The organism is Acrocarpospora sp. B8E8 (assembly GCF_039871605.1).
Lineage (GTDB): Bacteria > Actinomycetota > Actinomycetes > Streptosporangiales > Streptosporangiaceae > Acrocarpospora > Acrocarpospora macrocephala.
In genome coordinates, this window is sequence record NZ_JBDPLV010000142.1 from 1 (window position 1) to 10688 (window position 10688).

At 64.9% G+C, this 10688-nt stretch carries 13 protein-coding genes and 2 tRNA genes; 4 read left to right on the forward strand and 11 right to left on the reverse strand.

The window, feature by feature from the left end; translation table 11 throughout:
- Positions 1 to 145: 145 nt before the first annotated feature.
- Positions 146 to 224, forward strand: a tRNA-Tyr gene (locus ABGB08_RS53525).
- Between the two features lie 165 nt (positions 225 to 389).
- A complete protein-coding gene (locus ABGB08_RS53530; RefSeq protein WP_347607957.1) occupies positions 390 to 1121 on the forward strand; it encodes a hypothetical protein in 732 nt (243 codons plus the stop codon).
- Positions 1122 to 1540: 419 nt separating this feature from the next.
- Here ABGB08_RS53530 and ABGB08_RS53535 read toward each other — a convergent pair whose 3' ends face one another.
- The 3 genes from ABGB08_RS53535 to ABGB08_RS53545 are packed head-to-tail and all read right to left on the reverse strand — an operon-like array spanning position 1541 to position 3288.
- Positions 1541 to 2158 (reverse strand): response regulator transcription factor, encoded by a 618-nt coding sequence (locus ABGB08_RS53535; RefSeq protein ID WP_347607960.1) that lies wholly within the window; start codon positions 2156 to 2158, stop codon positions 1541 to 1543.
- Positions 2155 to 2742 carry a histidine kinase gene (locus tag ABGB08_RS53540; RefSeq protein WP_347607963.1) on the reverse strand — a complete coding sequence of 196 codons (588 nt, stop codon included), beginning with the start codon at positions 2740 to 2742 and terminating at the stop codon, positions 2155 to 2157. Before ABGB08_RS53540 ends, ABGB08_RS53535 begins: the two co-directional genes overlap by 4 nt.
- 27 nt (positions 2743 to 2769) lie before the next feature.
- Positions 2770 to 3288: a hypothetical protein gene (locus ABGB08_RS53545; RefSeq protein WP_347607966.1), complete on the reverse strand. Its 519-nt coding sequence runs from the start codon at positions 3286 to 3288 to the stop codon at positions 2770 to 2772.
- Between the two features lie 110 nt (positions 3289 to 3398).
- On the opposite strand from ABGB08_RS53545, the gene ABGB08_RS53550 reads away from it, so the two are divergent.
- Entirely contained in the window at positions 3399 to 3941 is a 543-nt protein-coding gene (locus tag ABGB08_RS53550) for a hypothetical protein (protein WP_347607969.1), read from the forward strand.
- Here the strand turns inward: ABGB08_RS53550 and ABGB08_RS53555 are convergent.
- Entirely contained in the window at positions 3928 to 4455 is a 528-nt protein-coding gene (locus ABGB08_RS53555; protein WP_347607972.1) for a hypothetical protein, read from the reverse strand. The genes ABGB08_RS53550 and ABGB08_RS53555 overlap by 14 nt on opposite strands.
- 487 nt (positions 4456 to 4942) lie before the next feature.
- Between ABGB08_RS53555 and ABGB08_RS53560 the strand changes: the two genes are divergently transcribed.
- Positions 4943 to 5015, forward strand: a tRNA-Arg gene (locus tag ABGB08_RS53560).
- A gap of 34 nt (positions 5016 to 5049) precedes the next feature.
- Here the strand turns inward: ABGB08_RS53560 and ABGB08_RS53565 are convergent.
- From ABGB08_RS53565 to ABGB08_RS53595, 7 genes are all read right to left on the reverse strand, one after another.
- Positions 5050 to 6342, reverse strand: coding sequence for a site-specific integrase (locus tag ABGB08_RS53565; protein ID WP_347607975.1), 1293 nt, complete (start codon positions 6340 to 6342; stop codon positions 5050 to 5052).
- Positions 6315 to 6500, reverse strand: a complete 186-nt coding sequence (locus tag ABGB08_RS53570; protein WP_347607978.1) for a helix-turn-helix domain-containing protein — start codon at positions 6498 to 6500, stop codon at positions 6315 to 6317. Before ABGB08_RS53570 ends, ABGB08_RS53565 begins: the two co-directional genes overlap by 28 nt.
- Before the next feature lie 29 nt (positions 6501 to 6529).
- Complete coding sequence (locus tag ABGB08_RS53575; protein ID WP_347607981.1) at positions 6530 to 7114, reverse strand: transcription elongation protein SprT; 585 nt, start codon at positions 7112 to 7114, stop codon at positions 6530 to 6532.
- Positions 7111 to 8631 carry a DUF3987 domain-containing protein gene (locus tag ABGB08_RS53580; RefSeq protein WP_347607984.1) on the reverse strand — a complete coding sequence of 507 codons (1521 nt, stop codon included), beginning with the start codon at positions 8629 to 8631 and terminating at the stop codon, positions 7111 to 7113. The genes ABGB08_RS53575 and ABGB08_RS53580 overlap by 4 nt, the downstream gene beginning before the upstream one ends.
- 104 nt (positions 8632 to 8735) lie before the next feature.
- The gene (locus ABGB08_RS53585; protein WP_347607987.1) at positions 8736 to 9704 is read right to left on the reverse strand and encodes a hypothetical protein; all 969 of its coding nucleotides are present in this window, start codon (positions 9702 to 9704) and stop codon (positions 8736 to 8738) included.
- 268 nt (positions 9705 to 9972) lie between these two features.
- Positions 9973 to 10218, reverse strand: coding sequence for a hypothetical protein (locus ABGB08_RS53590; RefSeq protein WP_347607990.1), 246 nt, complete (start codon positions 10216 to 10218; stop codon positions 9973 to 9975).
- 86 nt (positions 10219 to 10304) lie between these two features.
- Positions 10305 to 10535, reverse strand: a complete 231-nt coding sequence (locus ABGB08_RS53595; protein ID WP_347607993.1) for a hypothetical protein — start codon at positions 10533 to 10535, stop codon at positions 10305 to 10307.
- Between the last annotated feature and the right edge of the window lie 153 nt (positions 10536 to 10688).

Below are 10688 nucleotides of genomic sequence, written 5' to 3' on the forward strand. Positions count from 1 at the left end.
CACGGCTGGTTCGGAGGGGGGCCGTCGGAAAAGGACCAGGTCAACTGGCACCTCGTCGGCGGCCTACCCTACGTCACGCCGGGATCTGTGGGAGCCCGGGGCTGAAATGCCCCGGGCCACCCGACCGCCTGGACGTGGTATCCCAGCAGGAGTTGAGCACTGGTGAGCTCATTCGGTTGTAACCCGGACGCATTGCTGTGGTGGTTCGAATCCATCCTCCTGCACTTGCCCGAGAGGGCCACTTTGGCCTGGAACGCGAGGCCAAGTGGTTCTGTCGGTCACGGCTGATAGCAATTACTCTGCAGCCCAGCGCGGAGCCCGAGGGCCTCGGGTGTCCCCCTACAGATATTGAGGTGTGAAATGTCGTCTCTTACCGCTACGGTCGTGCCGTGACCAAGCTCAACCAGATCCTCGCCGTGGAGAAGGGCGTCAAATCCGACGTCCAGCGTAAGGTGGCCGACGCGCACAACCTGATCAACAAGGCTCCGCTGCTGTCCGGCATCTCCCGGACGTACCAGCCGATCGACGATGAGGGCGAGCAGCTTCCGCCGGAGTCGACGCGGGTGCAGGTGCAGGCCGAGCAGGTGCTCACGGACGTGACGGTGGCGCTGACCCGGCTCTTCGACGTGACCGCGACCAAGGATGTCGCGAACCGCTCGGCGAAGGCCGACGTGAAGATCGACGGGGTCGTGCTGGTGCCCGACGTGCCGGTGACGTACCTGCTGTTTCTGGAGAAGCAGCTCGTCGACCTGCACAATTTCATTTCGCGGCTGCCGACGCTGGATCCGTCCGAGAGTTGGGCGCGCGACGAGAACACCGATTCTTGGCGAACCGAGCCGGTGAAGACGACGCGGACCAAGAAGGTGCCGCGCAACCACGTCCTGGTCGCCGCGACGGAGAAGCACCCGGCGCAGGTGCAGGTCTACAACGAGGACGTCATCGTCGGCTACTGGACCAAGGTCGGCTTCTCCGGCGCGGTTCCGCAGCGCCGGGTGAACGAGTTGCTGGCCCGCGTCGTCAAACTTCAGGAAGCCGTCAAGTATGCCCGCGAGGAGGCCAACGGCACCGAGATCGTCGACCAGCGGGTCGGCGAGGTGCTGTTCGGCTACCTGCTGGGCTAGCACGTCATGGACCCCCGTTCGCGAGAGCGGGTGCGCGAGGAGCGCAAGCTGAAAATGAAGCTGAAACTGAATCACGGTGAAAAGTTCGGGTTCGATCCCCGACTCCGGAACTCACGCCGGAGTAGCCCAATGGTAGAGGCAGCCGTTCAATCTCAGGCTCTCGCTCCAGATTCAGCATTCTCCGTCGGGCGCCAGAACAATTGAATGTTGACAGAGCAGGTCGGGGTGCGGGTTCGATTCCCGCGGGGTGCTCCACATGCGCCCCTAGCTTAATAGGAAGAGCACGATCTCTTTAGACTGACCAGCATTCTAAACGGGCTGACGTTCTATATGACGGAAACTTCAGACCCCCGGGACCAGGGCAGGTCCCGGGGGTCGCCGTCGCTATACGAGGTCGAAGGCGTCGTGTTGCCGGGACACTACATTCCCGCGTAGTACGCCGCTGCCTGCGCTCTGCTCTGCAAGCCGAGTTTCGCGAGCACCCGGCTGACGTGCGTCTTCGCTGTCGGCTCGGCGATGTCCAGTTCACGGGCTATCTCCGCGTTCGACAGCCCCCGGCCGAGGCATTCGAGGACCTCCCGTTCGCGGGCGGTGAGTCCTTCGGGTTTGGGCCGCTCTGCCGTACGCGTCTGGGCGAAAGCGCTGATGAGCCGCCGAGTGATCGACGGCGAGATGAGGCCGTCGCCACGCGCGACCAGCCGGACGGCCTGGACAAGCGTGTCCGCGTCGGCGTTCTTGAGCAGAAACCCCGCAGCTCCCGCACGGAGGGCGCCGAAAACATACTCATCCTGGTCGAACGTGGTCAGGATAATCACGTCCGCGACGCCGTTCAGTTCCGCCGTGGCCGCGATTCCGTCCAAGCGCGGCATGCGTATGTCCATGAGCACGACATCTGGCCGCATTTCGAGGGCCATGTCCACCGCGGTACGCCCATCCGCCGCCTCACCGATCATCTCAATGTCGGAAGCTCCACCCAGAATCAGCAGCAGCCCCGCGCGCACGGCGGCGTGATCGTCCGCGACCAGCACCCTGATCATGGCGTCTCCTCCGGAAGGGGCAGCTCGGCGCGGACCCGCCAGCCGTTCTGGTACGGCCCCGCCTCGAACGCGCCCCCGATGAGCGTGGCGCGTTCCCGCATCCCGACCAGCCCCGCCCCTGCCCCCGGCAGGATCGGGTGATGATCGCCGACCGGATTGTCGACGGTCACGATGACCATGTTCGGACCATAATCGAGGGTGACGTCGGCGGGAGCCGTACCGTGCTTGAGGGCATTCGTCAGGGATTCCAGAAGGATCCGATAGGCGGCGAGATCGACAGCGGCGGGCAGATCGCGAGCCGAACCGTTGACCGTGAGCGTGGCCCGAAGTCCCGATCGTTCGATCAGGTCGCCGGCATCGGCGAGCCTGCGCCGCGTCGGTTCGTCCTGATCTGGCATCTCCGCACGAAGCAGGCCGATCATGGCGCGCATCTCCGCCATCCCCTGAACGCTGTTCTCCCTGATCGACTCCAAGATCGCCTGTACGGCCCGGGGTTCCAGGTCTGAGCGGGAGAGTACCCCCGCCGACTGGATGGCGATCGCGCTGAAATGGTTGGCGACCAGGTCGTGGAGCTCCCGGGCCATTCGCGTGCGCTCGGCGGTGATCGCCAATTACTGGTCGAGCTCGGCCAACCGGGCGATCTGCTCCGCCCGGGTCCGCTCGGCCTCAGCCTGGTCACGATGCTGGCGAACGATGACCGCTGTGATCACCGGGCCGATTCCGATCAGGCCGGCCTGAACGCCCACGATCGCGATCGCCCGCCAATCCTGGGCGGCATATCCGGCGGCCGTGCCGATCACGAGCGTGACCACTGGAGTGATCCGGAGAAGCGCGCGGGACAGCGGCGCAGGGCCGTACAGGGCGGCGGCATAGATGTTGTCGGTAAATATCAGGACTGTGCCCAGGGAAGGGCCGAGGAGGATGTCGCCCAATAGGGCGATAAATCCCAGCACGAGGGTGAGGATCGGCGCGCGGCGGCGCAGCGCGATGCCGGCGCAGCTGATCGCGAGCGGTCCGATGAGCAGGCTCGGCGGCGTCGCTCTCGGAATGAACACACCCGCGGTGAGTAGGACAAGACCGGCGATGAAGAACACGCCGGCCATCCAGGTGTCCTGCCGGAGGGGAGCCATGCCTCTATCTCATCATCAGGCGTACATCGAAGGATGTATCCCAGTTCGTTCACGTTGACGAGGAATACGGGAGGCCGGGCACCCACGATGGAATCAAGGAGGTGTCCGGCATGCTGGCACTGATCATCGCGTGCGAGATCGGCTTCTGGGTGTTCCTCGGCCTCGGCCTGATCGCCCGATACGGCCTGCGGTTGTCCCGCGTGAGCGCAATCGTGCTGCTATGCGTTCCGCTGATCGATGTGGTGCTGCTGGTGGCAGGCGTGATCGACATGCGTTCCGGAGCCGTGGCGACCTGGCAGCATGGGCTCGCGGCGACGTACCTCGCGTATTCCGTGGTGTTCGGCCACCGGACAATCCAGTGGGTCGACGCACATGTCGCCCACCGTTTCGCCGGCGGCCCGCCGCCCTGGAAACCACCGTCGGGCGGCTCCGCACGCATCCGCTACGAATGGGGCTTCTGGCTGAGAATCGTCCTCGCGTACGGCATCGCCTGCGGACTCATCTTCGCCGTGATCGTGATGGTCGGAGATGATGCACGGACAGAAGCCCTGTCCGCCTTCATGCTCGGTGCGCTGAAAGTCCCCCTCATCGCCGCGATCTGGCCGATCAGCTACACCCTCTGGCCGAAGAAGGACCAGGTCACGACGGGGTAAGCTCGGTCGGCAGGTACGCGTACACGCGCCAGCCCCCCGCATACGGCCCCGCCTGCACCGTCCCACCCACCGGCGTAGCCCGTTCCCGCATCCGCTTCACCCCAGAATGCCGGGTGGGCCTCCCGCCAACCGGGCTGTCAACGGTAAGCGTGACCGCACTCGGCTGATACCCGATGATCACCGTGGCCGCATCCGTCCCATGCTCAAGGGCATTCGTCAAAGCCTCCTGAACAATGCGATACCCCGCCAGATCCACACTCCGCGGCAACGGCCTCTGCGCCCCCGACACATGCAGCCGCGCCGCCAGCCCCGCCTGCCGAGACCGCTCCAGCAAGATCACCGCATCCCCGAGCCCTCGCCCATCAGCCCCCAGCGTCCCCTCGACCATCTCAGCCAGGACCCGCTCCGTCTCAATATCCACCCGCCGCCGCCGTACGGCCTGCACGACGAACAACACCACAAGAAGAAACGCAGCCGTAACGACGATGCCCAGGTTCATCAGCATCAGCCCCATCGGGTGAGATTGGGTGGTTATGTCCCTTTTCATTGCCCAAGCAATTGCGCTCCACGCCCATCCGCTGAGATCTTTGACCCTTCTTGGCAGGGGCAACTAACCCGTCCCCCACCCAACCCGCCCCCCAAACCCCAAATCCGATAAACGATCACATCCCTCAAGGCCCACCAGCACGTCAACACGCCATCCACCTTCGAAGACCTGGCCATCCGCCCCTCCGCAACTCGGACGAGTCGTACATCCCCCCGAGACGCCCGCCCCACCGCGGCGACGTAACCAGCCCCAAGCCGCGCAACCGACCGCCAGCCCTGGCGCGTCCAAGTCCTTGCCCTTCCCCAGATCACACCCCTGGCCGACGACCCCCAAGAAGATCGACAGCCTCGCCGCGAGGGGGCGCGGCCCACGGGATAATTGGCTCGATCAGGCGCACCCGACTGGTACAGTTGGATCCGTTGCCGACGACAAGCAGGTCAGAGGCAGCAAGCAAGCGGCCGTAGCTCAATGGATAGAGCATCTGACTACGGATCAGAAGGTTGGGGGTTCGAGTCCTCCCGGCCGCGCGTTAGAAGACCGTTTGACCAGGCAAAACGCCGGTTAAGCGGTCTTTTTCGTATCTGCGTCCGGGCCGGGAATCAACGTTTCGTCAACATCCGGCGAAGCGTCAACGTCCGTCAACGCGAACGCCGCGTCGATGGCGGCTCTCGTCGTCTGGTCGCTGTCGGGGTACAGGTGCCCGTAGGTGTCCATGGTCTCCGTGATGGAGGCATGGCCGAGCCGCTCCTGGATCACCTTCGGTGATTCCCCAGCCTGGATCAGCAGGCTGGCATAGGTGTGCCGAAGCGTGTGAAAAGTCGCCTCCTCCGAAGGCTCCATCGCGGCGAGGGTCTTCACCCATACTCGGGCCCGGAAGTTCTTGTAGTTGAGCGCGTGACCGCGTTCGCTGGTGAAGATCAGCCCTTCCGGGCCGGTCCCGTATTCGGCGATGTGCTCGGCAAGTGCGGCGATCACGAGGTCGGGCAGGGGAATGACGCGGTTGCTGGCCTTGGACTTGGGCGGGGCAAACAGTCCTTTGGCCCGGCTGCGGCTCAGCTGCCGGTCGACCTTAGCTGTACGGCGGAGGAAGTCCACGCGATCGACGGTGAGCCCGGCCAGTTCCGACCAGCGCATGCCGGTCCCGGCAGCCGTGATCACCATGGCTTCCCACAGGGCGGGGATGACCTCGGCGATGGCCAGTACCTGCTCGGGTTCGAGGGGTTCCACCTCCTTCTTGATGGCGACCGGCAGCTCGATGCCCCGGCACGGGGTGCGGCCGATGCGATCATCGGCCACCGCACGGCCGAAGATCGCGGCAGCCTGACGGTAGATCACCTGAACCGTCCGGGGCGCCAGGCCCTTGTATTCGGTGAGGCCGTTCACCCAATCCTGGACATCACTGCGGCTGATACTCGCCAGGGGAGAACTACCGAAGGTGGGCAGGATGTGGCCTTCCAGACGTTCGGTGTAGGCGGTGACTGTCCCGAGCGCCTTGGTGGCTCGCTTCGCTGCGAGCCACTTTTCCGCGTAGTCCCGGAAGAGGATTTTGCCTGCGTGCGGGTCGAAGTACAGGCCCTTGTTCTTGGCCGCCTCGATCTCGGCGCGGAAGGCTTCGGCGTCCTTCTTGAGGCGGAAGTTCTTGGCCTTCTGCTTGCCGTCCGGGTCGCGCCACATGACGCGGTAGGAGTATTGGGGTTTGCCGTTCTTGAGGGTGTCGAGCTGGATGCGCTTGATGGATGCCAAGAGCTGATGCGCTCCCTTGTGTCGGGTGGAATGACAATGTCCCTCGCGTCGAGTTCCGCGAGGGCCATGCGTCGGGGGTGTGTTTAGGCGGTGCGGTGCTGGACGAGCCAAGCCCGGAGTTCGTCGAGGTCGCAGCGGAGCTGCTGGCCAATCTTGAAGAAGGGAACGCCCCAGGCGCGCCACCGGTCGTACAGGCGGCTGGCGGGCATGCGCAGGTAGTCGGCCACCTCCTCGAAGGTGAGGAGTGGTGTGGGTGCGGTGTCGGTCAAACGGTTCTCCCATCGGTTGGTGGTGCGGCTCAGCCGCTGGTGTCTTCCAGCTCCATCTCCTGGCCGTGGGGGCAGAGTGGAAGTCCTTGCTCGTCCAGCCATTTGCGGGTGGTGCGGACTTGGTAGCCGCAGCAGTCGCGGACGACGAGCTTCAAATTGCGGGTGGTTTGCTTTTTGCGGCTGGGATCGACCGGCAGGCTTCGATGCGGGTAGGGGCCGAGCACGTCGAGCATCGCCGTGAGCGTGGCCGTCAACGCTTCCCCGGCGACGGTGGCGGTCATCTTGCCGGTCAGGCCGACCGCCACAGCCAGGCGTTTGAACCCGGCGCCGTGACCGTTCTGGCCGCTGGCGTGGACCAGCTCGTGCAGCAGCACGGCCAGGACGAGGTCTCCTTCGCCGAGGCGCGGGTGAATGAACACGTGCGGGGCAGAGGCGGGGTTGGCCAGGGTCCAGCATTCGCCGATCCGGTTGGATCTGGCCCCTGTGGACGGGAAGCCGACCGAGACGAGGATGCTGGCCGGGAGTTCCGCCCCCAGTTGAGTGAACCAGGGGCGGAACAGGCCGATCGCTCGTTGCAGCCACGCCTCCCGCGTGGCTTCCGGCTGGCTGGTCACAGCAGGGAGTCCAGGAGACGGGACTTCTTCGGCTTGGCAACCGCAGGCCGCACCTTGGCAGGTGCGGGTGCCACGGTCACGGTTACTTCCTTGGCGGCCCTCAGCTTGGCTTGAACATCCCGCCTGGCGGCCAGTTCCCTCACAAGCTTGGCTCCAGGCCCGGGAACGGGCGTCAAGGCAGGGACGGGGGTGGAGTGACCTGGTTCAGGGATTTCGGCGGCGGCCACCAAGGGCCGCTCCTTCCGCGGCGTCGCGGCTTTCGGGTCAGGCGGTTCGGCCTGGGCCTCAGGTTCGGCGTCGGGGTCGATCCACTTGTAGATCTCCGGTCTGCGGCCTCCGGTGGAGGGGCCGAGTTCGATCTCGACCGAATGCATGCTGGCGGTCAGCGTCTTCAGCGCGGCGGACTTCAAATCGAACTTGCGGTACAGCTGGGTGGCCGGGACGCCGTCGGGTCCGGCCTCGCGCAGGAAGCGCTCCAGCCGGATCGCCAGGGGAACCTCTCGGTCCATCTCAGCCTCCGGGAGGGTGTAGCTGACGCTTTCCACGCTGTAGGAGACCAACGCCAGCGCGGCGTCCAAATCTCTCTCGTTGATCTCCTCGCGCTTGTCGGCCAGGGCGTACAGGGCGGCGACGCGGGCCAGGTAGGCGACCGCCCGCTCGGTGTACTGCGACAGTTCCTCCGAGCCGCTGGTGAGGGATTCCACGATGGGCCGGTGCTTGGACTCGAAGACTTCGGCGACGTGGTCGGGCACGGTGACGGTGTCGATGTCGCGGGCGTAGTCGGCGGCGCTGCGCAGGTCCCGGGCCATGGCCCGGATGACCAGGGTGGAGTTGCGGGAGCGGAAGACCGGCAGGGACTTGGACTGATAGACGTAGACGGGCAGGAACCGGTTGTAGGTGCCGCCGGTGGCGTCCTTGGTGCCCCTGATGGCGGCCCAGTTCTTGGGCTGGACGTGCATGATGATCGACACGTACGGGTCGCGGACGTAGGTCTTGCCCTTGCCGGTCTTATGGATCAGCGTGGCGCCGTCCCACGCCTTGCGCAGGTAGGTGCCGATCTTGGCGTCCTTCTTGGCGTTGGCGATGAAGCTGTCGCCCTCCTCGGTGACGAACAGCAGCGGCTGGATCTTTCCGTCCACCACATGGTCGGAGAGTTCACCGATGAATCCCAGGCCGGTAGCCGGGAGTTCGAAGATGGCCTGCTCCTCCATGAAGGAGCGGAAGGCGTGCTCTAACACCGAGACCGCGATGCCGGTCGCGGTGCCCTTACGCCCGACACCGGAGGGACCGATCAGCACCGGCCAGAACATCAACGGGGACTCGCCTTTGGCGGTCTCCACACTCGGGCCGTGGCCGAGGTAAGCGGAAAATCCGGCGAGCAGCGACACCAGCACCCCGACTCGATCGCCCTCAGTGAAAGGGTCGAGGGCTTCGGTGATGCGGCCGAACAGGCCCGTGTAAACGTCGCCGTTGATCTGTGGGCGGGCAGCGGGGGCGACAGGGGAAACAACAGTCATGATCAAACTTCCTTAGGGCAGCACAAAGGCCACCGGCAGGCATCGCGCGGTGGCCTCGAAAGACAGGGGAAAATATGGGGTTGTCGAGCGTGATCTAGCGGTCTCTAGTGGGCGGCGTGGTACGCCTCCCAGATCGCGTCCGGGATCGGGCCCTTGGACTTGTAGGGCCTGCCCCCGATCACTCCCTGGGACTTCCACCAGGTGCGGACCTCGGCCGGCGAGGGCTGGTCCGGGTCCTCCTGGTGACCGCCGCGCGCACCGCTCTGGCCGTTCTCGCCGGGAAGCGGGAACTGCGGCGAACTGCCGTCGCCCCCTGGAGGGTCCTCGTCGCCGTCAGGCTGCTCGTCCTCAGAATCATCCTCAGCGTCCTCGTCCTCCCCCTCGTCGTCCTCGTCCTGCTCGTCGTCGAACTCGCCACGGGAGACGCTGAGGAGATCGCCGAAGAACTCGCCGATGGTTTCGTCGTGCTCGGCGCACAGGTGCAACTCGCCCTCCTCGTCCTCGTAGCCGAAACTCCGCGTGACGACGGCGGGTACCTGCTCGCCCTTCCGGTAGCAAAGAAGGCAGGCGTCCACGTAGGTGGTGATCGCTATCTGGGGCAGGTTCTTCTCCGACATGACGACAGTCTCAGGCATGGCAATGCTCTCCTTAACACGATCAAGATGAATGGGGGTGGACACGGCCGCCGTGTCCGTGGGGGCAGCAGTATCCGGCTGCCGCGTGATCTGGATCTCGACATCGCCCCAGCGCCAGTTCTGCCAGGCTGTTGCCAAGCCGTCGGACAGGTTGTCCTCGGTGAGGTTCAGCATGCGCGTCCAGTTGTGTTCGGCGATCACCTTGTTCTTGCACGGCTGGCAGGACCCGCAGCGGACCGACCAGCTGCCGTACTTCTCGCACAGCCGGTCGGCGGTGCGCTTGTGCTTTTCGGCCTCCTCCAGGCCCAGCGCCTTCACCTGTGCCCAGGTGAGACCCTGTTCGGTCTGCTCGCCGTCTGGGCTCGCCTGCTGATAGCGGTAGGTGGGGGCGGGCATATCGGGGTCGGCCTCGGGGGGCCGCTCCAGTAGCTCGATCATGTGGTCAATCACTCCGGTCACAAACGCAATGGGTCGATCTGTGTACTCCGCGCCGCACAGACGGCGGGCCTGCTCGACATGACGCCGGTCAAAGCACGGCACGCAGCCGTGACAGCGGCGCGTGGTTGATCCGGTGCTGCTGCACCGCTTGTGCATGGACGCCGCGAAGGAATCGACGGCGTCGCGGGCGGCTTGGGCGCACTGTTCCCAGGTGCCGGTGACGGTGCCCCCGAACGGGTAGCGGCCACCGGCCCGCACATACCGCCACTCAGACCGGGAAGCCGAACTCATGGATGTTCACGCGGGCCAGCCGGGCGGCCTCCCTCATCTGGCCCCAGGTGTCGAGGTGAAGGAACCCCTCCACGGTCTCGACGTTGGAGCCGATGGCCACGATGCAGGCCATCGCCCACCGATCTATGGCGTCTTCGCGCTGGGCCTCATCGGGTCCGGCATACCAGCCGTACAGATCGTTGCCGTAGGCGGTGAAATACACCAGCGGAGTCTTTTCAGGCATGACAAATCCAGCTTTCTTGATTGGGGGTTGGATTGATGGGTTGGAGACCGCACACCGGCGCGGGCCGGTGTGCTGGTCCATTCCGATCAATCCGCTACAGGGACAACCTGCTCGATTTGCCGATCCTGGCAGCCCGCATAATTGGAATCAACGCACTCTTCGACAACGATGTCGTTGTCGTCGAAGTCGTTGTTCAACCAGTCGAATACCGAGTTGGCGCTATCGATGTCCACCTCTTCGGGAACTTCGTGCTCGTCGGTGTCGAGAACGAATTCGTACGTGCAGGTCTCGACCACGTGAATCTTGTATTTAGCCATTCAAGCCTCCAGTATCACTATCGCAACGTATGCATTCAGCAGTTCTTGATCATCTGGGTGTGAGTACCGCCCTGGTGATGGGATGATCTTTGGGTGCCGAAGACCCCGGATCGCCGCCCGTCGTATGACGAGCTGGCCGCGCTGGTGGTCCGG

Coding starts and splice junctions, on each gene's coding strand:
- ABGB08_RS53555 (WP_347607972.1), bottom strand. CDS start 4,455: ATGGGGCTGATGCTGATGAACCTGGGCATCGTCGTTACGGCTGCGTTT.
- ABGB08_RS53535 (WP_347607960.1), bottom strand. CDS start 2,158: ATGATCAGGGTGCTGGTCGCGGACGATCACGCCGCCGTGCGCGCGGGG.
- ABGB08_RS53550 (WP_347607969.1), top strand. CDS start 3,399: ATGCTGGCACTGATCATCGCGTGCGAGATCGGCTTCTGGGTGTTCCTC.
- ABGB08_RS53580 (WP_347607984.1), bottom strand. CDS start 8,631: ATGACTGTTGTTTCCCCTGTCGCCCCCGCTGCCCGCCCACAGATCAAC.
- ABGB08_RS53595 (WP_347607993.1), bottom strand. CDS start 10,535: ATGGCTAAATACAAGATTCACGTGGTCGAGACCTGCACGTACGAATTC.
- ABGB08_RS53540 (WP_347607963.1), bottom strand. CDS start 2,742: ATGGCCCGGGAGCTCCACGACCTGGTCGCCAACCATTTCAGCGCGATC.
- ABGB08_RS53545 (WP_347607966.1), bottom strand. CDS start 3,288: ATGGCTCCCCTCCGGCAGGACACCTGGATGGCCGGCGTGTTCTTCATC.
- ABGB08_RS53585 (WP_347607987.1), bottom strand. CDS start 9,704: ATGATCGAGCTACTGGAGCGGCCCCCCGAGGCCGACCCCGATATGCCC.
- ABGB08_RS53590 (WP_347607990.1), bottom strand. CDS start 10,218: ATGCCTGAAAAGACTCCGCTGGTGTATTTCACCGCCTACGGCAACGAT.